This is a genomic window from Streptomyces sp. NPDC055025 (genome assembly GCF_053608565.1).
This window is the reverse complement of record NZ_JBSGVS010000051.1, coordinates 1-22,348: the sequence shown is the minus strand read 5'-3', so window position 1 is coordinate 22,348 and position 22,348 is coordinate 1. Positions and strand designations below refer to the sequence as shown.

The window sequence follows — 22,348 nt, the reverse complement described above, 5'->3', positions numbered from 1 at the left end:
GGGACAGGGCCGGGGGAAAAGGAGCGGGACAGGAGAAAGGGAGCCGGGCGGACGGCCGGGCGGACCGGCCGCCGACGCGGTCGGCTCAGAGCAGACCGTGGCGCGGTGGCCGTGTGCCGCTCAGCACATACCGTCCGATGTGCTGCACCTTCCAGCGGACCGGATCGTGCAGCGTGTGCGTACGCGCGTCGCGCCAGTACCGGTTCAGATTGAGGCTGTCCAGGGCCGCGCGGGTACCCGCCACCTCGAACAGGGCGCTGCTCGTCGCCACCGCCGCCTCGGCCGCCTGGACCTTCGCCGCGGCGACCGCGATCGACGCCTCCGCGGCACTGTCGTCGGTGAGATCGGCGGACGCCGCGTCCACCGCGTCCGCGGCGGCGTTGAGCAGCGCCTCCGCCGCCCGTAGCTGAAGGGCGAGTTCACCGAACCGCTGGATCAGCAGCGGGTCCTCGGCGGCCGCCTCGTAACCGCTCTCGAACCATGGACGGCTCTTCGTACGGACGAACGCGACGGCCTCCGCCAGTGCCCCCGACGCGATGCCCGCGTCGATCGCCGCGTGCAGGAGCTGTGCCACGGCCCCGTGCAACTGCGGCCCCTGGAAGGTGAGATGGTGCGGTACGACCCGGTCGGCCGGGACCACCACATCCGCCAGCCGGACGGTCCCGCTGGCGGTGGTGCGCTGCCCCATGCCGTCCCAGTCGTCGAGGACCGTCACCCCCGGGGCATCGCGCGGTACGTACGCGACATGCAGCGCCTCGTCCTCGGCTCGGGCCAGGACGGGGATCCAGTCGGCGAACAGCGCGCCGGTGGAGTAGTGCTTCTCACCGCTGAGCAGGTACGAACCGGTCCCGCCCGCGTCGCCCGCCCTCACTCCTCCCGCTCCTCCCGCGTCGCCCGCTCCTCCCGCGTCGCCCGCCGCGTCCGCCCCGTCCCGCAGCGGCGTCAGACGCGTACGGATGTCCTGGACGTGTTTCGTGCCCGCCTCCGACTGCGCGTTGCCGAACCGGCGCCCGGCCAGCACCTCCCCGAAGAAGAACTCCCGCTGCGCCGGGCTGCCCTGGCGCCGCAGCACATTGACGTACACGAAGTGGCTCTGCGGTATCTGCGCCAGACTCGCGTCACCGGTGGCCAGGAGACGGAAGATCTCGGCGAGCGTGCGCGCGGAGACATCCGCGCCACCATGGGCGCGCGGCACGGTGACCCCGAGCAGGCCGCTGGCGGAGAGCCGGTCGAGCTCGGCGCGGGGCAGCCTGCGCTCCCTGTCCCGCTCGGCGGCCTCCGCCCTGAACTCGTCGGCCAGCTCGCGGGCCAGGGCGAGCGCCTCCGCGTCGTCGGCCACCGTACGGACGGGGCCACGGTCCGGGGAGGAGCCGTCCGAGGAGCCCGGTGAGGAGCCGTCCGAGGAGCCCGGTGAGGAGCCGTCCGAGGAGGCTGAGGAGGCATTGCGGGCGGGTGCGGCGGTCACGGTACGGCCTCCAGAGAGGTACGGGCCCGGCGCGGGCCGGAGACGGCCCCGGCACACCGGACGGATGGTTCGGACGACCACGAATACCAGATGGGGTCTCGGCGGAATCCACCGTGGAACCAGTGAACGCCGTGGAAGCGGTGGAAGCCGTGGAATCGGCCGCGTATTGACATATGGCCATTCCGTGAAATCAGGAAGACCGGGAAGGACGGGAAGGCCGGAAAAACCGCGAGGGCCCCGAGAGCCGAGAGCCACGAGGACCGAGGGGCGCGGATCACCGTGCGGAGGGAATCCGTGGCGTGAATCCCGGCATTCGGATCGCTCACGCCGTCACTCTCGGGCAGCGCCCGAGCAACGGCCGCCCGACCAACGCTGACCTGGGAGTATTCTCAGCGTCCCGGCCGACAGAGGGCGCTGGAAACGCGTACGAGATCGACGTGCCGACGCCGGGTGAGATCTTGCTGCCCTGGCCTCAAGACGTCACCCCTTCCGAACGGTCGTCGCCGTACCGGCGGCTCTTTCGTCGCCACCGTACCGGCGGCCTCCTCCACGCGTCCATCAGGCATCTTCGAGCCGGTGATAGGGTTTCCCTTCCATCGGGTACAGACGAGTACCGAACGAAATTCAGCGGGATCTCCGTGCGAATCGAGCAGCTCGAATACATCGCGGCCGTCACCCGCCTCGGCTCCCTGCGCAGGGCCGCCGAATCACTGCATCTGTCGCAGCCGGCCCTGAGCGAGACGATCCGCAATCTGGAGCGCGAACTGGGCGTGGACATACTGGACCGCAGACGGTCCGGCGCCAAGGTCAGTGACGAGGGCCGCGAACTGCTGCCGCACATCATCGGAGTCCTCGACGCCGTCGACAAACTGCGCCGCGCGGCCGACGACCAGCACCACACCAGCCGGATGATCAGGCTCGGCACGGTCAACGCCGCGACCGTACCGCTGCTCGTCCCCACCATCCGGGAGTTCCGCGCCTCCCACCCGGAGACCCAGGTCGAGGTCGTGGCGGCGCGGCAGGAGCGGATCCACCGCGAGCTGATGGAGGGCGGACTCGATCTCGGGCTCGTCAACTATCTCCAGGGCGACGACCGGCCACCGGGCTTCCACTCCACCGAACTGCTGCGCGGCCGTCCCGTGGTCTGTGTCCGCGCGGACAGCCCGCTGACGGCGCTGACGGCGGTCGGTGTGGACGATCTGCTCGCCGAGTCGCTGATCATCATGCGCTCCGGCTATGTCATGCACCGGTTCGTCCACCGCATCCTCGAAGGCCGTAACCCCGCCTTCTCGTACTCGACCGACGGAGCGGAGATGGGCAAGCTGATGGTGGCCGAGGGTCTCGGCGCCACGGTCCTGCCCGACTTCAGCGTGATCGGCGATCCGCTGGAGCGGTGCGGCGCGATCACCTACCGGCCGCTGGCCGGCGACAGCACCGAGGTCCTTCTGCTGCTGCAACGCCCCTCGGCGAACTCCGTGCCCCGGGCCACACAGGACCTCTACCAGACCTTCGTACGGAGCGCCGACGCCTACCGCGCCACGCACGCGACCGGCTGAGACCCGCTGAGACACGCTGAGGCACACTGGGGACGCGCCGAGGCACGCCGAGACACACCGAGGCACGTCCCCGGCGAAAACGAATATCCGAGAAATCTTCCGAGCTCGTGTCGAGAACCCTTCACCGGCTCCGACGTCCCCTGTGAGAGTTGCCCACGAGGGGCGACGACGCGCGATGGAGGAACGACATCATGAAGTATCTGGTGATGGTGCAGGGCTCGCAGGCCGACTACGACGGGATGGCAGGCAAGGGATCCGCGCATAGCCCGGCCTGGAGCGAGAAGGACCTCCAGGCGATGTACGTCTACATGGGGGAGATCAACAACGATCTGGCCGAGACGGGTGAGCTGGTGGAGGGGAACGGGCTGGCGGAGCCCGCGCTGACCCGTCATGTGCGCCTGGACGGCGACGGCCGCCCGGTGATCACGGACGGCCCGTACGGCGAGACCAAGGAACTGCTCGCCGGATACTGGGTGCTGGACTGCGAGAGCCTGGAGCGGGTCACCGAGATCGCCGTGCGCGTCGCACGGTGTCCCGAGCCCGCGGGCGTCCCCGCCTACCCCGTGATCATCCGCCCCATCCCCGACGCCGGCGGAGGCGATGTGTGAGAGGCACCACCGGGATCGAGGACCTGCTGCGCCTGCACGCGCCGCAGGTCCTCGGGGCCCTCGTACGACGGTACGGGCACTTCGGCGCCGCCGAGGACTCCGTACAGGAGGCGCTGCTCGCCGCCGCCGGGCAGTGGCCGGAGCGGGGCGTGCCCGACAATCCGCGCGGCTGGCTGATCAAGGTGGCCTCCCGCCGTCTCATGGACCAGTTGCGGGCGGACACGGCACGGCGCGGGCGTGAGGAGACGGCCGCCGCGCTGCTGCCCCGGGACGCCTTCGTGACGCCGCCGCCCGGGGAGAGCCGTGCCCCGTCCGAGGACGACACGCTCACCCTGCTCTTCCTGTGCTGTCACCCCGGGCTGACGCCGGCGGCGCAGATCGCCCTCACCCTGCGGGCGGTCGGGGGTCTGACCACGGCCGAGATCGCCCGCGCGCATCTGGTGCCGGAGGCGACGATGGCGCAGCGCATCAGCAGGGCGAAACAGAAGGTCAGGGGCGTGCCCTTCGGACAGCCGGGGCCCGAGGAGCGCGACCGGCGGCTGGCCGTCGTCCTCCAGGTGCTCTATCTGATCTTCAACGAGGGGTATACGGCGACGTCCGGCAGCGATCTGCACCGCGCCGATCTCGCCGCCGAGGCGATCCGGCTGACCCGTGCGGTACGCCGGCTCCTGCCCCGGGAGGGCGCGGTGACCGGGCTGCTGGCGCTGATGCTGCTCACCGACGCCCGCAGCGCGGCGCGCACCGGGCCGCACGGCGAGCTGATCCCGCTCGACGAGCAGGACCGCACCCGCTGGGACCGGCGCGCGATAGCCGAGGGCACCGCCCTGGTGGAGGCGGCCCTCACCCAGGGTCCGGCCGGTCCGTACCAGGTGCAGGCGGCGATCGCGGCGCTGCACGACGAGGCGGCGCGCGCCGAGGACACCGACTGGCCGCAGATCCTCGCGCTGTACGACAACCTCGTACGCCGCGCGCCCGAGCCGATGGCCGAACTGGGCAGGGCCGTCGCGGTCGCCATGGTGCGCGGCCCCCGGGCGGGGCTCGCCGAAGTGGCGGGGCTGGCGGACCGGTTGGCGGGCCATCACCGGCTCGACGCGGTCCGGGCCCACCTCCTGGAGCGGACGGGGGACACCGAAGGCGCCCGCGCCGCCTACCAGTTGGCGGCCCAGCGCACACTGAGCGTGCCGGAGGCGCACTATCTCAGAACGCGCGCCGCGCGGCTGGCGCGCTGAGTCCCCGCGCGCCGGCACTGTCCCCAACTCATACGTTTCGACAGCGGAGTCCACTCGGCCCACGTAGTCCATGGATCGGAGACACATGGGACAGCTCGAAAACAAGACAGCACTCGTGACCGGCGGTTCCGCCGGTATCGGTCTCGCCGTCGCCGACCGCTTCGCCGCCGAGGGCGCGACGGTGTACGTCACCGGCCGCCGCAAGCCCGAACTGGACGCGGCCGTGGACGCGGTCAACGGCCGGGCGGGCGCCGAGCGGGCCATCGGCATACCGGGCGATGTCTCGGACCTGGACGATCTCGACCGGCTCTACGCGACGATCAAGGAACGCAGCGGCCGGCTGGACGTCCTCGTCGCCAACGCGGGCGGCGGCGAGTTCGCCCGGCTCGGGGAGATCACCGAGGAACACTACGACCGGACCTTCGGCGTCAACGTCAAGGGACTGGTCTTCACCGCCCAGAAGGCGCTGCCGCTGTTACCCGACGGCGCCTCGGTGATCCTGCTCTCCTCCACCAACGGCTCGCGCGGTGTGGAGGCGATGAGCGTCTACAGCGCCACCAAGGCCGCGATCCGCAGTCTGGCCCGCAGCTGGGCGGCCGAACTGGCCGGGCGGGGCATACGGGTGAACGCGATCAGCCCCGGTCCCGTCCAGACACCCGGTATCGACGGGCTGGCCGACGGCGGCCCCCGGCTCCGACGACGGCTGAAGGACGGCTTCGCGGCCGGGATACCGCTGGGCAGGATGGGCCGGCCGGAGGAGGTCGCCGCCATGGCCCTCTTCCTCGCCTCCGACCAGAGCTCGTTCACCACCGGAGCCGAACTCTTCGTCGACGGCGGCCTGGCCCAGACCTGACGCCCGCCGGACCGCTCGCGAGCGCCGCTCAGATCTGCTCCCGCGTGCCGTCCAGGCGGCGGCGCAGACCGTACGGGTTCTCGTCGGAGAGGGCGGGGGGCAGCAGATCGGCGGGTACGTCCTGGTAGCAGACGGGGCGCAGGAAACGGCGGACGGCCAGGGTGCCCACCGAGGTGGAGCGGCTGTCCGAGGCGGCGGGGAACGGGCCACCGTGGACCATGGCGTGCCCGACCTCGACCCCCGTGGGCCAGCCGTCGAAGACGATCCGTCCGGCCTTGGTCTCCAGGATCGGCAGCAGCGCGCGGACGGTGTCCAGATCATCCGCACGCCCTTCCCCCGCGCGCCCTTCCGCCGTACGCCCTTCGCCCGTACGCGCCTCCCCCACGCGCGGCTCTCCCGTACGCGGTTCCCCCGGGCGCGCCTCCCCCGCGCCGTGGTGGACCGTGGCCGTGAGCTGCCCCCGCAACGCCCGCGCGACCTCGACGAGCCGGCCGGGATCGCGGCAGACCACCACCGTCGCGGCGGCGCCGAACACCTCGTCGTGCAGCCCCGGCCGCGCGAGGAACACCTCGGCCGGGGCGGTGAACAGCCGGGCCACACAGGTGTTGGCGCCCTCGCCCGGCCGGCCGGCGGCCCTCTCCCGTACGCCCTCGACCGCCGCGAGCGCCGCCACGGCGCGTTCGTACGCGTCACGGACACCACGGCTGAGCATCGTCTCGCCGGTGTACGCGGACACCTCCTCGCCCGCGGCCGTCAGGAACTCCGTCAGCTCCGGCCCCTCGACGGCCACCAGCAGCCCCGGTTTCGTACGCAGCTGCCCCGCCCCCGTCGTCAGCGACGCGACAAAGCCCCGGGCGAGCGCGGCGGCCCGGTCGCGCAGCGCGGAGGGGAGCAGAAAGACCGGATTGACGCTGCCCATCTCGGCGTACACCGGGATCGGTACGGGCCGGGCGGCGGCCGTACGCAGCAGCGCCGTACCGCCCGCCCGCGAGCCGGTGAAGCCGACCGCCCTGATGCGTGGATCGGCGACCAGCGCCCTGCCGATCTCGACGGCGGAGCCGAAGAGCAGCGAGAAGACTCCCGCGGGCAGCTCGCTCTCGCGTACCGCGGCGGCCACCGCCGAGCCGACCAGTTCCGAGGTGCCCAGATCGGCGCTGTGCGCCTTGACCACCACGGGACAGCCGGCGGCGAGCGCCGCCGCCGTGTCACCGCCCGCCACCGAGAAGGCGAGCGGGAAGTTGCTCGCGCCGAACACCGCCACCGGTCCGAGCCCCACCTGACGGGCCCGCAGATCGGGACGGGGGCGCGGGGTGCGGTACGGCAGCGCCCGGTCGATCCGTGCCTCCACCCAGCCGCCGTCCCGTACCTCGGCCGCCAGGAGCCGCAGCTGATCGGTCGTGCGGTCCCGTTCGGCGCGGATCCGGCCGGACGGGAGGCCGCTCTCCGCCATGGCCCGGACGGTCAGCTCCTCACCGAGCGCCTCCACCCGGTCCGCGACCCGCTCCAGGAAGGTCGCGCGCCGCTCGGGGGAGGTCGCCCGGTACGCCGGAGCGGCCTGTTCCGCCAGCTCGCAGGCGCGGGCGACGTCCTCGGGGGCAGCGGAGCCGTAACCGGGTTCCAGCACCGTGTCCGTACGGGGGTCGACCGAGGCGATGACCGGCTCCCGGCCGGTGCGCCGCTCGGCGCCGAGGAACATCGCTCCTGTGAGGGGCATGGCTCGCTTCCTTCATGGACTCCCCCGGCTCTCCCCGGGCTTTTCCCTCCCCCGTATCCCCCCTCCTCCTTCTTCGCTTCCTTTCCCTCCCGCGTCCCCTCCCTGCTCTCCTGCCTGGTCCCCTCCCTGCTCCCCTTCCTGCTCCCCTTCGCCTCCTTCGCCCTCCCGCCTCCAACGACCTCCTTCCTGCCTCCAGCGGCCCGCCTTCTCTCCCGGCACAAGCCGCTCCACCACCTCGGCCAACGCGTCACAGGCCTGCTCGATCCTCAGCCGGACGTTCCGCTGCTCGGTGATGATCGCCGCCAGCAGCAGCGAGGTCAGCGCCGCGGACCCGTTGAGCGCCTGAAGGCCGATCATCCGCTCGATGAGGTTGTGATGGGCGAACCCGCCGACCGGGTCGGTCGACTCGGAGATCGTCAGTACGGAGACGAACAGCACGTACGGCGCGCTCCCGGGCAGCTCGAAGCGGAGAGCGGCCCAGATCAGCACCGGGAAGACCAGGAACAGCAGGGTCAGCGAACTCATGATGGCCAGTGGTGTGAGCACGGCGGCGGTGATCACCAGAGCCGTCACCTCGGGCCAGCGGTGGGTCGGTACGGGCAGCCGGAACCTGCGCAGCGCGAGCAGGAAGGGAGCGACCACCAGCACCCCCATGGCGTCGCCCGCCCACCACGCCGACCAGATGGCCCAGAAGTCTCCCGGGGCCAGTCTGCCGGCGAGGACCATCGCCCCCGCGCCCGCCGTCGCACTGATCAGCATCCCCACCAGGGCCCCCAGGAACACCAGGGCGACCCCGTCCCGCAGCCGGTCCAGCTCCGGACGGAACCCCACGCGCCGCAGCATCAGACAGGCGCAGACCGGGGCGAGGGTGTTCCCCGCCAGGATCGCCACATCGGCGGGCGCGAAAGGGCCGAGCGTCACGATGCTGAAGAGGGTGCCGAGAGTGATCCCCGGCCAGACGTCGAGACCGAGCAGGAGCAGAGCGGTCAGGGCGATACCGGTGGCCGGCCAGAGGGGGGTGACGGTCGCGCCCTCGATCCGTACCTGCTTCAGCAGACCGAGCTGCCCGCCCGCGTAGTAGGCGACGGCGACGCCGAGGATCCGCAGAACGGTCAGGGACAGCCGTCGGATCGCCTCACCGCTCACTACAGCAGCCATCGGACAGTGCCTCCCGCCCGGGTCGGGCGCGCCCCGCACCGCCGGCGCGGCACGTCACCCGGTCCTGTGCGCCGTGGCGCCGTCGGGCAGCGGCGCGTCCGGGACGACGGCGTACGGTCCCGCCGCGTCCGGCGACCCACGGGACGGGACGGCCGTCCGCTCGGCGCGGGAACCGGTCCCGACCGGCGATGTCCGGGTCCCGACCGGTGAGGTACGGGTTTCGACCGATGACGTACAGGTGTCGACCGGTGAGGTACGGGTCTCGACCGATGATGTCCGGGGTGCGCGGGGTGGCCCGTCATGGCGCAGGACGAGGACGGCGGCGTCGTCCGTGTGCCCCGTCAGCTCGGCCACCTTCATCACCTCCGCCGCCAGCTCCCCGGGATCGGCGCCGGCCCCGGCGGCGACCACCTTGGCCACCCGGGCCAGCCCCTCCTCGACCGGGAAGGAGGGACCCTCGATGACACCGTCCGTGAGCAGGACATAGGCTCCCGCGCTCGTCAGCCCGCGGCGGGTCACGGGGTACCTCTCGCCCGCCACGATGCCCAGCGGGGGACCGCCCGCGTCCTCGGCGTATCCGGACCAGCCGTCGACCGTCGCCCACACCGAGGCGACATGACCGGCGCGAGCGCTCCGGATCTCCCATCGCACCGGATCGAAGCGGAGGAACGTACAGGTCGCGAAGAGGCTGGAGTCCACCGACAGCAGCAGATCGTTCGCCAGGCTCAGCACCTCGCCCGGGTCGCGCGCGGTGGCGGCGACCGCCCGCAGTCCGATCCGGACCTGTCCCATGAACGCCGCCGCCTCGACATCGTGGCCCTGCACATCGCCGACGCAGAACGCCACTGAGCCGTCGGAGAGCGCGAAGCCGTCATACCAGTCACCTCCGATGTCCAGGCCGTCGCGGGAGGGCGCGTACCGGGCGGCGGTCCGCAACCCCGGCACCGCGGGCAGCCGCGCGGGCAGCATGTCCCGCTGCAAGGCCTCGGCCAGCTCCACCCGGGCGTGCTGGAGCTCCGCCCCCTCCCGCGCCTGGGCGGTGAGACGCCCAAGTGTGCTGAGCAGATCCTCGGCGCTCGTCGAGCGCGGGGGACGACGCCGGGTCATGCACCGCCTCGCTACGAAGTAGCCATGTGGGGCCTTGTGGCCCCTGGGGTCCGTGCGGCTGCACAAACCTCGCATTCATCATATTTCCGGTACGGGACTCGTGCCGGACAGCGGATGCGGAACCGTCGGTGCCGCCGGCCCCGCCGGACCTGCCGGACCTGCCGGACCTGCCGGTGCCGACGGATCTGCCAGAGGTCCCGGATCTACCGGAGCCGTCGGAGCCGTCGGAGCCGTCGGACGACTCGTACTGTCCGCCGCGCCTCCCGCGCCCAGCAGCGTCGCGGGCGCGTCGGCGGCCCGAGGTTCGAGCACCGGCATATGCGCGCGGGTATGGCGGACCACGAGGGAGGGAAGGGCGGTGCGCGCGAACCGGGCCGCCCGCAGCCACGGCTGCCCGTAGACATTGCGGGCACGGCGCTCGACACCCGTCGCGAGCCGGTCCACCGCGGGGCCCAGCGGATAGGTGCGCCCGGCCGGCCAGGGCAGCCGGGAGCGCAGCTCACGCAGCGCGGCCACCTGCTCGCCGCCCCTGACCATGTCGGTGTCGGTCCAGCTCAGATAGCCGATCCCGATCCGTACGCCATGGTGCGCGACCTCGCTCCGCAAGGTCTGCGCGAAGGCCTCCACGCCGGCCTTCGACGCGCAGTACGCCGTCATCATCGGCGCGGGGGCGAGGGCCGCGAGCGAGGCGATCTGGAGGTAGTAGCCGCGTGAGTCCAGCAGCGCCGGGAGAAAGGCGTGGGCGGTGTTGGCGCTGCCGACGAGATTGACCTCGATGACGCGCCGCCACACGTCGGGGTCGCGGTGGCGGAAGAGACCGCTCGCCGCGACCCCGGCGTTGGCGACCACCACATCGATCGTGCCAAAACGTTCCTGGACGCTCCGTGCCGTACGGACCATGGCGTCCGCGTCGGTCACATCCGTGTGCCAGTGCGCCGCCTCGCCGGTCAACGACGCCGCGACACGGGCGAGTTCGGCCTCCTCCAGACCGACGAGGGCCAGTCGCGCGCCACGCGCGGAGAGGGTGCGGGCGAGCTGCTCGCCGACACCGCGCGCGGCGCCGGTGACGACGGCGGTACGGCCGAGAAGCGGCGGGTGTCCGCGCATGGGTGAGCGTTCTCCAGTCGGGGTCGGTGGACCCGTCGGGTCGGTGGACCGTCCCCCGGCGCCGGGGGACCGGTGGTGGGGGACGGCGTTCCGCGCGAGGGCACGACGGCGGTCACGACGGCGGTACGGGGCGCCCCGTACGGCGACGGCGGCGTTCCGTACAGCGGGCCGGCGGTACAGCGGACCAGCGGTCCGTACCGCGCGCGAGGGCAGCGGATCCGTCGCGTACGAGTCGCGTACGAAGAGGGTCCGTACCGCGGTGAGACTCCGTACCGCGTTACGGGGAACGGTCAGGCGCGTCGCAGCGCCAGGACCGCGTTGTGACCGCCGAAGCCGAAGGAGTGGCTGACGGCCCGGTCGATCCGCTGGTGCAGCGGCCGCTTGGTCACACAGTCGATGTCGAACCCGGCCGCCGGCGCGTCCAGATTGGCGATCGGCGGGATCACCCCGTGCTGGAGGGTCAGCACGGTCAGCCCCGCCTCGATCGCGCCGGCCGCGCCCATGCAGTGCCCCAGCACGCCCTTGGGAGCGGTGACGGAGGGCCGGTGCGGGAAGACCCGGCTGATCAGCGCGGCCTCGGTCGCGTCGTTGAGCGGTGTCGACGTGCCGTGCGCGTTGACGTGCTCGACCTCACCGGCGTGCCATCCCGCGTCCCGCAGCGCCGCCTCGACCGCCCGCTGGGCGACGGCGCCCGAGGGATGCGGGCTCGTGGGGTGATGGGCGTCGGTGGTGGCCCCGGCGCCCGCCAGCAGCGCTCTTGGCCTCGCGCCGCGCGCCCGCGCGTCCCTCTCCCGCTCCAGCACCATGATCGCGGCGCCCTCGCCCATGACCAGCCCGGCGCGGTCCGCCGCGAAGGGCCGGCACAGCTGGGCGGGGTCGACCCCGGGACCGGCCAGGGCGGCCACGCCCGAGCGGGCGAACCCGGTCATGGCGAGCGGGCAGATCATCGCCTCGGTGGCGCCCGCCACCGCGATGTCGCACTGCCCCGCGGCCAGCAGATCACGTGCCACGGAGAGCGCCGTCACCCCCGAGGAGCAGGCCGTGCACGGCGCCATGCTCGGCCCGGTGGCCCGCATCCTGACGGCGATCTCGGCCGCCGGCATATTGGGGATCGTGAGCAGGACACCCGCCGGCGAGATGGCCTCGGGACCGCGCCGGTCGAGCGCCACGGCCTGTTCCGCCACGCTCGCGGAGCCCCCGCTGCTGGTCCCGACCACGACGGCGACCCGCGTGCCGTCCCAGGACTCCGGGTCGAGCCCGGCGTCCGCGACCGCCTCGCCCGCGGCGATCAGCGCGAGTTTCACATATCTGCCCATACGGAAGGCCGTACGCCCGCCGACCGCGGCGGCGAGATCGATACCGTCGACCGTACAGGCGAAGTCGACGGCACAGCCCCGCAGTTCCGGGAGCGTACGGGCGGACGAGACCCCGGCGCACACCCCGTTCCAGGTGGACTCGGTGTCGTTCCCGACCGGGGTGATCATGCCCAGACCGGTGACGGCGACGGCGGTTCCGGTCATCGGCCGGCGGGCGGGTCCGCTCATCGGCCGACGCTCACGGCCGCATCGTCGAGGAACGCGGTGATCTCGGCCAGGGTGGCGCCCTTGAGGAGCGTGTCCGAGTCCGTGTCGATACCCAGCGTCTCCTTGATGATCACGGCGAACTCGGCGACGGCGAGAGAGTCCATCTCCAGGCTGTCCATGGTGGCCTCGGGGACGATCTCGGCGGCGGGCACCTTGAAGGTCTCGGTGAGTACCTCGTTGATCCGCGGGTGGATCTCGCTCATGGCGTGTCCTTGCGTTGTTGGTGGGTGGGACCGGTTCTGGAGGTCGGTGGAGTCAAGCGGGTACGGAGTGCCAGGCGGCCTGCGCGTCGTCGTACGCGTCGACGTAACGGGCCCCGGCGATGGGCCAGTCGGCGAGCATCTCCTCGGGCAGGGCGAAGGCGTCGACCAGGGTGGGCGCGTGAGCGGCCAGTTCGGCGATGAGCCGTTCGACGGCCTCGGGGAGCCCGTCGACATGGCGCGGGGCCAGCCGGCCCGCGGCCAGCAGATCGCCGCTGTTCCGGTCGATCCACTGGAGCGCGAAGAGCCGGTGCAGCGAACGCAGCAGATCATCGGCGGCGGTGCCGGGCGCCGGCTCGGCCGCCGCCGCGGCGAACGCCTCGCCCGCGAGGCGGTGGGCATGGGCCTCGACGGCCCGCAGCGCGGCACCGGAGGCGGTGTTCCAGCGAGCCAGCGAATCGCCGCGCGGTGCCTGGCTCATCCGGCGGCGGGCACGCGCCAGCCACAGCTCCTCGACCCCGGCGAGCAGGGCGCCCAGGAAGCGGGGGTCGGAGAGTTCGCGGGTGGCCACCGGTCCGTCCTCGTCGGCGCCGTCCGAGCCGCCGTACTCACCGGGGCCACGGCGCCCGGGGCCGCCACGTCCTGAGACACCGCGCCCTGGACCGCCGCGCCCGGAGCCGCCGCGCCCCGAGCTGTCCGGCTCCGGTGACCCGGCCGAGAACAGCATCTCGGCCGCCGCCTTCGCGTAGATCGCGAGATTGTCGCCCTCCGCCGTGATGGCACCCTCGGCCCCGGCCATCAGCTCGGCCAGCCCGTTGCTCTCCAACAGCCCCTGCGCGCCACACCGTTCCCGGCACTCCAGGATGACCGCGCGTGCCTGCCAGGTGATCCAGCCCTTGGCGACGGCGACCGTCCGCTCCGTCTCGCCCTTGTCCTCCTCGGTGTGCGCCACCCACGCGTCGAGGGCCGCGCGGTGCAGCAGGCTCATCGCGTAGACCGTGGCCAGGGCCGAGACCAGCGGACCGTGGTGGCTGCGGTGGGCGAACACCGGTACGCGGTCCACCGCCCTGGCACCCGAGATCAGCCGGTGTCCGCCGTACCGCACGGCGAGCGCCAGGGCGACCCGCGCCCCGCCGAGGGCGCCCGCGCTCATCGAGAGCTTGCCGGTGGTGACCCGGCCGATCGAGGTCAGAAAGCGCCGCCGGCGGTTGCTCTGCTCACTGGTGAACACTCCGTCCCCGCCGAGCCGGCCCTGCGCGCCGCCCAGCAGCGCGTCCCGTGCCACGAAGACCCGGTCGAACGAGGTCAGGGAGTGGTCGACCGGGCTGCCGAGGAGGGCGGGCAGCCCGCGCACCCGTACCCCGGGAAGGGCGCGCTCGCCGTCGGTCAGCGGGGTCAGGAAGAGAAAGACCCCGTGGTCGGCGCCGTCCACCAGCAGCCGGGCCGCCACCACACCCGACTTGGGGCCGCCGACCGGGCTGGTGTTGGGCATGAACTTCTGCGCCCCCGCGTGCGGGGTGTGCAGGACGAAGCCGTCCCTGTCGCGGTCGTAGACGGCCGTCGTCTCCAGGGCCGCCGCGTCGTTGCCGTGCGCCACCTCCGTACAGAGGAAGGTGCCCACCCTGCGCAGCGCCAGGAAGTCGGCGAGATCCCGGGCCGGTTCCGGGTCCCGTCCGTCCGCGCCGGCCGGGGAGGCGTGATCAAGCAGACTGCCGAGGAAGAGGTTGTAGTGGATGCCGGCCACGGTCGTGAGGCAGGAGTCGACCGGGCCCAGCCATTCGTACAGCGCCGCCAGCCTGCGGGGGTCGGCCGCCAGCGCGAGCGGGCTGTCGAGCGAGTCGTTGAGCGTACGCAGCCGCGCGTACGCCAGGGCGACCCGCGCCCGGGGAGAGGCGTCCGCCGGGCGGCGGAACGGTTCCGCCGCCACCAGCCGTCGCCAGGGTCCGTGCACGCGGGAGAACTCCTCTCCGAACAGCACACGCGTCAGCCGGGCCGCCGTGGTGTCCATCGAGTCCGCCGGGGCCGTCGGGTCCACGGCTCCCGTGGACTCCACACCGTCATGGTCGATCAGTACGCTCACGCGAAAAGAACGATCAAGGAGTGGCGAAGAAACGACTCTTCCCCACCCCGAACCTCAAAACATTCATTCGAAAGGCCCCCCTGGGGCGCCTTCGCCGTCCTCATGCGCGGCAGAACGCCAGCGCCACATTGTGCCCGCCGAAGCCGAAGGAGTGGCTGATCGCGGTCTCCACGCAGTGCCGCCGGCATTCCTTGGTCACACAGTCGAGATCGAACCCGACATCCGGCGCGTCCAGATTGGCGACCGGTGGAATCACGCCGTGTTCGAGGGTCAGCACCGTCGCCACCGCCTCGATCGCCCCCGCGGCCCCCAGTGTGTGCCCCACCACCCCCTTGGGCGCGGTGACCGGGGGCCGGTGCGGATAGACCCGCTCGATCAGCGTCGCCTCCATGGCGTCGTTGAGGTGGGTGGACGTCCCGTGCGCGTTGACGTGCTGGACGTCGCGGGCGCTCCAGCCCGCGTCGCGCAGCGCCGCCTCGACCGCCGCCTGCGCGCCCCTGCCGTGCGGTTCCGGCGCCGTGGGGTGGTACGCGTCCGTACTGGCGCCCGCCCCGGCCAGCAGCGCGCGGGGCGCCCGGCCCCGGGCCCGCGCGTCCGTCTCCCGTTCCAGTACGACCATCGCGGCGCCCTCGCCGAGGACGAAGCCGTCCCGGTCCGCGGCGAACGGCCGGGACGCCGAGGCGGGGTCGTCCGTACGCGTCGACAGCGCGCCCATCCGCGCGAAGGCCGTCACCACCAGGGGCGTCAGTACGGATTCGGCTCCGCCCGCCACCACCACGTCGCACTGTCCGCCGGTCAGCAGATCGCGTCCCAGCGCGATCGCCGTGGCACCCGAGGCACAGGCGGTCACCGGCGCCAGGCTCGGCCCCCGCGCCTTGAGCGCGATGGCGACCTCCCCGGCGGCGGCGTTCGGGATCATCATCGGCACCAGCAGCGGGGAGACCGACTGCGGTCCCTGCTCGCGCAGTTTCAGCGCGCCGTCGACGAGTACGGAGACACCGCCGACCCCCACCCCGAGCACCACGCCCACCCGGCCGGGCTCCCAGGCCGCGGGGTCGAGTCCGGCGTCCGCCACCGCCTGCCGGGCGGCGATCAGCGCCAGCTTCACGAACCTCGCCATCCGCCATACCGAGCGCCCGCCCACCGCGGCGTCCACATCCAGACCGTCGACCGCGCAGGCGAAGTCGACCGGGATGCCCGCCAGTTCCTCCCGCCGCCGGGCGACGGACCGCCCGGCGCGGAGCCCCGCCCAGAAGGACCGCTCGTCGCCGCCGGCCGGGGTCACCACCCCCAGTCCGGTCACCGCCACCGGGCCGGCGCCCTGTCCGGGCTCCCGGCCGAGGGCCGTCCCGTACCGCTGCGTCATGATTCGTTCCTTCCGTCGTGGGCCGCGGCCCGTGGAATACCGGGCCAGCGGAGCGCCGCCGTGCCCCAGGTGAGACCGCCGCCGAAGGCGGTGAGCAGCACGCGGTCGCCCGCGCGCAGGCGCCCCCGGGCCTGTGCGTCGGCCAGGGCCAGCGGGATGGAGGCCGCGCCCGTGTTGCCCACCCGGTCGAGATGTATGACACAGCGGTCCGCGCCGATCCCCACCCGCCCGGCGACCGCCCGCAGGATCCGCGCGTTGGCCTGGTGCGGTACGAAGTGGTCGACCTGGGCCGCGTCCCAGCCCACGGTGGTCAGCAGGGAGCGGCAGGAAGCGGTCATCCGCTCGACCGCGTGCTGGTAGACGGCCCGGCCCCGCATCCGGAAGAACTCGTCCCCCTCGGCGGGCGGCCGGTCCGTGGCACGGGCCCGTGACCCGCCCCCCGCCACGGTGATCAGGTCGTATCCGGCGCCGTCGCTGCCCAGGTCGAAGGCGAGCAGTTCGCCGGGGGCGCCCGCCCGGCCCGCGCCGATGAGCGCGGCTCCCGCGCCGTCGCCGAAGACCACGCCCGACGCGCGGTCCCGGGGATCGAGCCAGGTCGAGTACACATCGGCGCCGACGAGCAGCACCCGGTCGTACAGTCCGGACACCACCAGGCCCCGGCAGACCGCGAGGCCGTAGACGAAGCCGCTGCACACCGCGCCGATGTCGAACGCGGGCACCGGCCCGAGACCCAGCCGCGCCGCCAGCGCGGGGGCCGTGCCGGGACAGGGATGGTCCGGTGTCGCCGTGGCCAGCACCACGGCGTCCACATCCACCGCCGGGCCGACGGCGCCGCCGCTCACCGGCCCGACACCCGGTCCGAGACCCGGCCCGGCCCCGGGACCGATCGCCCGCCCGACCCCGGGGCCCGTCCCGGGACCCATCACGGGACCGATCCCCAGCCCGCCCGCCGACCCACCCGCCGATCCGCTCGCCGGCCCGGAGTCCGCCCCCGGCTCCATCGCCGCCCCCGGCCGCGCGACGCCGAGCAGCCGCCGGGCCGCCTCGTACGCGAGATCCCCCGTCGACACCCCGGTGCCCGCCCGGTGCCGGCTCGCGATACCGGTGCGCGTACGCACCCACGCGTCGTCGACCCCCCAGGCGGCGGGTAGCGCCTCATTGGGGACCGGTTCCCCGGGGACCCATCCGGCGACGCCCTCCAGCACCGCCGTACGCACCCGCTGGGCCTCCCGGGGCTCCGGGGCGCGCGGCGCCAGCCGCTCCGCGCGCCCGTACAGTGCGTATCCGCTCGCCACCCTCGGCCCCCATCCGGTAGACACTCACATTGACCGGATGCCAAACGCCGTGGTGCGCAAGCGAGTTACTGCACCATATGGGGGACCAGTCGCACAGATTCCCAGCCGGGCAGGGAAATCCGCGCCGCCGAGGTGCCGATCCCATTCGGCACGGGCGGGATCCAGCGGGTGATACCGGCCCGGTCGTGGAGCAGGTCGGACTCCTTGTACCGATGGCAGTCCCGGTGCCATACGAGAATGCCCGAGAGCCAGTTCTCCAGCTCCTTCACATAACCGTCGAGCACCCGTCGCGCCTCGTCGTCGAGGTCGAAGTCGTCATACAGCACGGGCAGTTCATGGGCGACGACATGCTGGAACTGGCTCATCCGCGACTTCATCAAATCGTCGACGACCGCGAGAGCCGTCGGGTAGTCGCAGTCGAAGAAGTTCTGCACGACGAGGACACCGTTGTGGATCTCGCCCTCGAACTCGATCTCCTTCTGGTACGAGAAGACATCGTTCAGGAGGCAGGCGTAATCCTGCGCCGCGTTCTCCAGGGACCTCATCGGCCCGGTGCGGTAGATCTCCGGCGGCACCACCCGGCCATGGCTGAGCCGGGACAGACTCATCGTCATGTTCGAGCCGAAGGTCCGCCGCCGCATCTCCATGTAGTCGACGGGGTCGGGGATCCGGTGCTGCACCTGGTTGACCAGCTCCCAGTGCCAGCTCGCGATCATCTCCTCGACGGCCTCACGGAAGGTGCGCCGGGCCGCCGCGTCCATCGGACCGGCCGTACGGATCCAGAGATCCGCGAGTCCCCGCTCCAGACCGGTCGTCGCCACCGGCATCGCGTCGGTCTCCACCGGCATGAAGAGCAGCAGCCGCTCGTTGCAGGCCTTCGCGCCCGCCGCGTCGCGGGCGTTGCCGTAGACCACCGGGTAGTAGTCGTCGCCGTACGTCCCCCAGGTCAGCCAGTCCGAGGTCAGATCGAGCGCCTCCGGCGCGGCGTCCGGATGGATACCGGCGGCGCAGAGCGGCAGATCGATACGGCGCAGCCGCTCCTCGTCCCAGACGTCCGAGCCCGGGATACCGGGCTGCGCCTCCAGGATCCCCATCCGGTGGGACCACTCGACGACATGCTCGCGCGAGCGGTCGAGATACGGGCTCAGGGAGGCCTCGAACGGCATGTGGAAGTCCGGCAGCCTGGACGGTCCGACCTTCTGGAACAGCCGGTGGCTGTAGCCGCGCAGCCGCGCCGGGGTGCCCGCGCCGATCGCTCTCGCGATATCGGCCGCGGCCGTGCCGAGACCGACCGGGGTCATCGAGAACGACGCGCCGGGCGACGGGACGCCACCGGGCAGGGCGTCCCCCGGTCCGGCACCGCCGCCGTTCATATAGCGGCTGGAGCGCATGTGCCACTCATGGCCGCCCGACTGCCAGTCCTGAAGGCCCTTCACATAGGCCAGCGTGTCCGCGCACAGCTCCGGGGCCAGGCCCTTCTCCGCGAAGAGCGGTCCCAGTTCGGTCAGCGCGGTGTGCTCGAACTGCTGGACGCGCGAGGTGAGCAGATCGTTGACGGCCTCGGCCGCCTCCTGGGTCGTACAGCCGAGGAAGGTCTCCAGGACGAGCACGCCATTGCTCAGCTCGCCCTCCTCCTCGATCTCCCGCTGGTACGAGAAGAGGTCGTTGCGCAGATGGACGGCGTCGGAGAACGTGTCCTTGAGGACGCGCAGCGGACGGGAGCCGGCGATCTCCGCGGGGACCTCGGCGCCCGCCGCGTACTCGATGAGCCCCGCCGACCACGGCGCTCCGCCGACCTTGCGGCGCATCTCGATGTACTCGACGGGGTTGGCGATCCGCTCCGCGTTGATGTTCGCGAGTTCCCAGTCGGACTCGTTGAGCAGATTCTCGGTGCTCTCCGCGAACCGCTCACGCCATCCCATGGACATGCTGGGGACCGTACGGGCCCAGAGATCCGCGAGCCCCGCCTCGACCGGATTGGTCGGCTCGGGGAATCCGGCGGAGAGATCCATCGGCATGAAGGCGGCCAGCCGCTCCAGATACGCCCTGCCGCCGGCCCGGTCCTGGGGCCGTTTGTAGACCTCCAGGAAATGGTCGTCGAAGAAGAACACCCACACATACCAGTCGGTGACCAGGGAAAGCGCCGGACCGTCGCAGTCCGGATGGGTGTACGAGCAGAGCAGGGCGTAGTCGTGGGAATCGAGGTCGTGCTCCTCCCAGATCCCCGATCCCTCCAGCATCCCCATGTCCCTGGCCCATTTCTTGGAGTGCTCCCTGGCCTCCTCCAGGTGGGGATTGAGGCGGGCCGGATAGGCCATATAGAAATCCGGCAGTTCAAAGGGCTGTGTCACGGGCGAGCGGCCTTTCCCGACGGTTCCGGAATATGTCCCTGCACCGGAATGAGCCGATCAGGAATGCCGACACCACGTGGACCGCCCCCCTGTCCTGTCACCCGGTCGGCCCAGATCTACCCATCCGCCCGTTGCGCCATTCGCGCCACAAATTAATCATATGAACACACCGGCAGTGTGTGGTCTACGTGCGTCACGCCCGGGACGGGGTGATCATCGGGGAATGAGCACCACAATTCGGCTCGCACAGCAGCCCGAGGCCGACGAGCTGCTCGGCCGCAGTCCGCTGGCCGCGCTGATCGGCATGCTGCTGGACCAGCAGATTCCCATGGAGTGGGCGTTCTCCGGCCCCCGCACCATCGCCGTACGCATGGGCGGTGACGATCTCGACGCGCGGCAGATCGCCGCGTACGACCCCGAGGCCTTCGTGGCGCTGCTCTCGGAGAAGCCCGCCGTACACCGCTATCCGGGGTCCATGGCCGGACGCGTACAGCAGCTCTGCCAGTACCTGGTCGAGCACTACGACGGCGACGCCACCGCGATCTGGCGCGATGTCGCCACCGGCACGGAGGTACGGGAGCGGCTCAACGCGCTGCCCGGCTTCGGGACCCAGAAGTCCCAGATCTTTCTGGCCCTGCTGGGCAAGCAGTACGGCGTACGGCCGGAGGGCTGGCGGGAGGCCGCGGGCGCGTACGGCGACGAGGGCTCCTACCGCTCGGCGGCGGACATCACCGGACCCGAATCGCTGGCCAGGGTCAGGGCGTTCAAGCAGGAGGCCAAGCGGGCCGCGAAAGCGGCGAAGAGCCCCGGTCCCCCGGACAAGCGCTGAGCCCCGCGACCCGCGACCGGTCACGGCCCACCCCTCCCCATCCGGTGTGACCTGCGACACATCAGTTCACAGACGGCGCGTCGCTCGCTAATTTTCCTCACGCTCGCTCACATCCGTTCTCGCCGGAAGGACCCTTGTGAAGGCAACTCCCCGCAGTCTCGTGGCTGTTGCGGCCGTCACCGCGCTGGCCGCGCCGCTTCTGCTCACCGCCTCCCCCGCCGCCGCACGCAGTCACCACCCGGGCAAGGAGGCCGCGAAACTCTCCAAGAAGCTGGTGCGCGAGTCGTCCGCCAAGGACGCCTACAAGCACCTCAAGGCGTTCCAGGCCATCGCGGACGCCGCCGACGGCCACAGAGCCGCCGGCACCCGCGGCCATGACGCCTCGGCCGCCTATGTCCACGACAAGCTCAAGAAGGCGGGCTACCGGGTCTCCTACGACACCTTCGACATCACCTACATCGAGACGCTGGCCGAGAAACTCTCGGTCACGGCGCCGACGCCCCGTGATGTCGCCATAGTGGCCATGTCGTACACGAAGTCCACCCCGGAGGGCGGCACCCGGGCCGCCCTCGCCGCCGTCCCGGTCGACGCGACCACGGGCTGCGAGCCCGCCGACTACGCCGCCGGGGCCTTCACCGGCAAGATCGCGCTGATTCAGCGCGGCGGCTGCGACTTCGCCACCAAGCAGCGGGAGGCCGGAGCGGCCGGAGCCGTCGGCGCGGTCATCTACAACAACACCGCGGGCTCGCTCAACGGCACGCTCGGCGGCCCCGACGCCGGGGTGATCCCCACCGGCGGTATCACCCAGGCCGAGGGCCAGGCGCTCGCCGCCGAGGCCGGGGCCGGCCCGGTGACCATCTCGCTGGAGCTCCGCCAGCTCCAGGAGGAGCGCACCACCCGCAATGTGATCGCCGAGACCAAGGGCGGCAACGCCGACCGTACGGTCATGCTCGGCGCGCATCTCGACTCGGTCACCGAGGGCGCCGGTATCAACGACAACGGCTCGGGCTCCGCCGGGCTGCTGGAGGTGGCCCTCGAACTCGCCGAGACCCACGACCGGCCCACGAACAAGGTGCGCTTCGCCTGGTGGTCGGCGGAGGAGCTGGGGCTGCTCGGCGCCGAGTCCTATGTCACCCGGCTCACCCCGGAACAGCGCGCGGACATCGCGCTGTATCTGAACTTCGACATGATCGGCTCGCCCAACGCCGCCCAGTTCGTCTACGACGGCGACGACTCCGACGCCACGGGCGCGGGACCGGGCCCTGAGGGCTCCGCCCAGCTGGAGAAGGGCATCACCGACTTCCTCGACCGCCGGGGCGTCCCGCACGAGGGCACGGACTTCGACGGCCGCTCCGACTACGGCCCCTTCGTGGAGGCGGGCATCGCCTCCGGCGGCACCTTCACCGGCGCCGAGGGCATCAAGAGCGAGGCCCAGGCCAGGAAGTACGGCGGCGAGGCCGGAGTGGCGTTCGACAAGTGCTACCACTCCGCCTGCGACAACCTGTCCAACATCAATATGAAGTACTTCGGCGCCAACATCGGTGTCATCGCCAACGCCGTCGGCACCTACGCGCACGACCTGAGCTCCCTCTCCGCGCCGGCGCGGAAGGAGTCCGCCCCGGCGCGCGGCAAGGCCGAGAGCGCCCCGGCCGAGCACCGCACCCACGGCCGCGGCCACGCGCCCACGTCGTGACGGATCACTGAACAGCCCGGCACGGCGCGCTGACACGGCGCGCCGAACCGCCGGCACGGCGCACCTACGCCGTGGGGGCCGGGGCACCCCCCCCCCCGCGGTCCCCGGGCCCGGACGCGCCCCCCGCCCCCCATCGGCCGCGGCGGCCGCGCCC

At 72.3% G+C, this 22,348-nt stretch carries 16 protein-coding genes and 2 pseudogenes; 6 read left to right on the top strand and 12 right to left on the bottom strand.

The window, feature by feature from the left end:
• Positions 1 to 85: 85 nt before the first annotated feature.
• Both ACWGDX_RS27860 and ACWGDX_RS27855 read right to left on the bottom strand, forming a co-directional pair.
• Positions 86 to 1,339, bottom strand: coding sequence for an acyl-CoA dehydrogenase family protein (locus ACWGDX_RS27860; RefSeq protein WP_453629929.1), 1,254 nt, complete (start codon positions 1,337 to 1,339; stop codon positions 86 to 88).
• A 515-nt stretch (positions 1,340 to 1,854) separates the two neighbouring features.
• A complete protein-coding gene (locus tag ACWGDX_RS27855) occupies positions 1,855 to 2,031 on the bottom strand; it encodes a putative leader peptide (RefSeq protein ID WP_453629866.1) in 177 nt (58 codons plus the stop codon).
• A gap of 72 nt (positions 2,032 to 2,103) precedes the next feature.
• On the opposite strand from ACWGDX_RS27855, the gene ACWGDX_RS27850 reads away from it, so the two are divergent.
• The 4 genes from ACWGDX_RS27850 (at position 2,104) to ACWGDX_RS27835 (ending at position 5,711) form a co-directional block, all read left to right on the top strand.
• Complete coding sequence (locus ACWGDX_RS27850) at positions 2,104 to 3,021, top strand: LysR family transcriptional regulator (protein ID WP_453629864.1); 918 nt, start codon at positions 2,104 to 2,106, stop codon at positions 3,019 to 3,021.
• 191 nt (positions 3,022 to 3,212) lie between these two features.
• A complete protein-coding gene (locus tag ACWGDX_RS27845; RefSeq protein WP_453629862.1) occupies positions 3,213 to 3,629 on the top strand; it encodes a YciI family protein in 417 nt (138 codons plus the stop codon).
• Positions 3,626 to 4,858, top strand: a complete 1,233-nt coding sequence (locus tag ACWGDX_RS27840; RefSeq protein WP_453629860.1) for an RNA polymerase sigma factor — start codon at positions 3,626 to 3,628, stop codon at positions 4,856 to 4,858. The genes ACWGDX_RS27845 and ACWGDX_RS27840 overlap by 4 nt, the downstream gene beginning before the upstream one ends.
• Before the next feature lie 85 nt (positions 4,859 to 4,943).
• The gene (locus tag ACWGDX_RS27835) at positions 4,944 to 5,711 is read left to right on the top strand and encodes an SDR family NAD(P)-dependent oxidoreductase (RefSeq protein ID WP_453629858.1); all 768 of its coding nucleotides are present in this window, start codon (positions 4,944 to 4,946) and stop codon (positions 5,709 to 5,711) included.
• 28 nt (positions 5,712 to 5,739) lie between these two features.
• Here ACWGDX_RS27835 and ACWGDX_RS27830 read toward each other — a convergent pair whose 3' ends face one another.
• From ACWGDX_RS27830 to ACWGDX_RS27785, 10 genes and pseudogenes are all read right to left on the bottom strand, one after another.
• Positions 5,740 to 7,425, bottom strand: coding sequence for an aldehyde dehydrogenase (NADP(+)) (locus tag ACWGDX_RS27830; protein WP_453629856.1), 1,686 nt, complete (start codon positions 7,423 to 7,425; stop codon positions 5,740 to 5,742).
• A gap of 12 nt (positions 7,426 to 7,437) precedes the next feature.
• The gene (locus ACWGDX_RS27825) at positions 7,438 to 8,583 is read right to left on the bottom strand and encodes an MASE1 domain-containing protein (RefSeq protein WP_453629854.1); all 1,146 of its coding nucleotides are present in this window, start codon (positions 8,581 to 8,583) and stop codon (positions 7,438 to 7,440) included.
• 282 nt (positions 8,584 to 8,865) lie between these two features.
• A pseudogene (locus ACWGDX_RS27820) lies at positions 8,866 to 9,690 on the bottom strand (PP2C family protein-serine/threonine phosphatase); the annotation flags it as partial.
• A 237-nt stretch (positions 9,691 to 9,927) separates the two neighbouring features.
• Positions 9,928 to 10,797: pseudogene (locus ACWGDX_RS27815) on the bottom strand (SDR family oxidoreductase); the annotation flags it as partial.
• Between the two features lie 290 nt (positions 10,798 to 11,087).
• A complete protein-coding gene (locus ACWGDX_RS27810; RefSeq protein WP_453629927.1) occupies positions 11,088 to 12,317 on the bottom strand; it encodes a beta-ketoacyl-[acyl-carrier-protein] synthase family protein in 1,230 nt (409 codons plus the stop codon).
• A 20-nt stretch (positions 12,318 to 12,337) separates the two neighbouring features.
• Positions 12,338 to 12,583 carry an acyl carrier protein gene (locus tag ACWGDX_RS27805; RefSeq protein ID WP_066943909.1) on the bottom strand — a complete coding sequence of 82 codons (246 nt, stop codon included), beginning with the start codon at positions 12,581 to 12,583 and terminating at the stop codon, positions 12,338 to 12,340.
• A gap of 52 nt (positions 12,584 to 12,635) precedes the next feature.
• On the bottom strand, positions 12,636 to 14,588 hold the full coding sequence (locus tag ACWGDX_RS27800; protein WP_453629925.1) for an acyl-CoA dehydrogenase family protein: 1,953 nt from the start codon (positions 14,586 to 14,588) through the stop codon (positions 12,636 to 12,638).
• A 172-nt stretch (positions 14,589 to 14,760) separates the two neighbouring features.
• A complete protein-coding gene (locus tag ACWGDX_RS27795) occupies positions 14,761 to 16,026 on the bottom strand; it encodes a beta-ketoacyl-[acyl-carrier-protein] synthase family protein (RefSeq protein ID WP_453629851.1) in 1,266 nt (421 codons plus the stop codon).
• On the bottom strand, positions 16,023 to 17,231 hold the full coding sequence (locus ACWGDX_RS27790) for a beta-ketoacyl-ACP synthase 3 (RefSeq protein ID WP_453629923.1): 1,209 nt from the start codon (positions 17,229 to 17,231) through the stop codon (positions 16,023 to 16,025). The genes ACWGDX_RS27795 and ACWGDX_RS27790 overlap by 4 nt, the downstream gene beginning before the upstream one ends.
• 155 nt (positions 17,232 to 17,386) lie before the next feature.
• Positions 17,387 to 19,672 (bottom strand): family 2 encapsulin nanocompartment cargo protein terpene cyclase, encoded by a 2,286-nt coding sequence (locus ACWGDX_RS27785; protein WP_453629850.1) that lies wholly within the window; start codon positions 19,670 to 19,672, stop codon positions 17,387 to 17,389.
• A 223-nt stretch (positions 19,673 to 19,895) separates the two neighbouring features.
• Between ACWGDX_RS27785 and ACWGDX_RS27780 the strand changes: the two genes are divergently transcribed.
• Positions 19,896 to 20,501: an HhH-GPD-type base excision DNA repair protein gene (locus tag ACWGDX_RS27780; RefSeq protein WP_453629849.1), complete on the top strand. Its 606-nt coding sequence runs from the start codon at positions 19,896 to 19,898 to the stop codon at positions 20,499 to 20,501.
• A 136-nt stretch (positions 20,502 to 20,637) separates the two neighbouring features.
• Entirely contained in the window at positions 20,638 to 22,194 is a 1,557-nt protein-coding gene (locus tag ACWGDX_RS27775; RefSeq protein ID WP_453629847.1) for a M28 family metallopeptidase, read from the top strand.
• Positions 22,195 to 22,348 lie beyond the last annotated feature (154 nt).

Bases quoted from the DNA above. Each gene is read 5' to 3' on its own strand.
- ACWGDX_RS27855 (WP_453629866.1), bottom strand. From the start codon at position 2,031: ATGCCTGATGGACGCGTGGAGGAGGCCGCCGGTACGGTGGCGACGAAA.
- ACWGDX_RS27845 (WP_453629862.1), top strand. From the start codon at position 3,213: ATGAAGTATCTGGTGATGGTGCAGGGCTCGCAGGCCGACTACGACGGG.
- ACWGDX_RS27835 (WP_453629858.1), top strand. From the start codon at position 4,944: ATGGGACAGCTCGAAAACAAGACAGCACTCGTGACCGGCGGTTCCGCC.
- ACWGDX_RS27830 (WP_453629856.1), bottom strand. From the start codon at position 7,425: ATGCCCCTCACAGGAGCGATGTTCCTCGGCGCCGAGCGGCGCACCGGC.
- ACWGDX_RS27825 (WP_453629854.1), bottom strand. From the start codon at position 8,583: ATGGCTGCTGTAGTGAGCGGTGAGGCGATCCGACGGCTGTCCCTGACC.
- ACWGDX_RS27810 (WP_453629927.1), bottom strand. From the start codon at position 12,317: ATGACCGGAACCGCCGTCGCCGTCACCGGTCTGGGCATGATCACCCCG.
- ACWGDX_RS27805 (WP_066943909.1), bottom strand. From the start codon at position 12,583: ATGAGCGAGATCCACCCGCGGATCAACGAGGTACTCACCGAGACCTTC.
- ACWGDX_RS27800 (WP_453629925.1), bottom strand. From the start codon at position 14,588: ATGGACACCACGGCGGCCCGGCTGACGCGTGTGCTGTTCGGAGAGGAG.
- ACWGDX_RS27795 (WP_453629851.1), bottom strand. From the start codon at position 16,026: ATGACGCAGCGGTACGGGACGGCCCTCGGCCGGGAGCCCGGACAGGGC.
- ACWGDX_RS27780 (WP_453629849.1), top strand. From the start codon at position 19,896: ATGAGCACCACAATTCGGCTCGCACAGCAGCCCGAGGCCGACGAGCTG.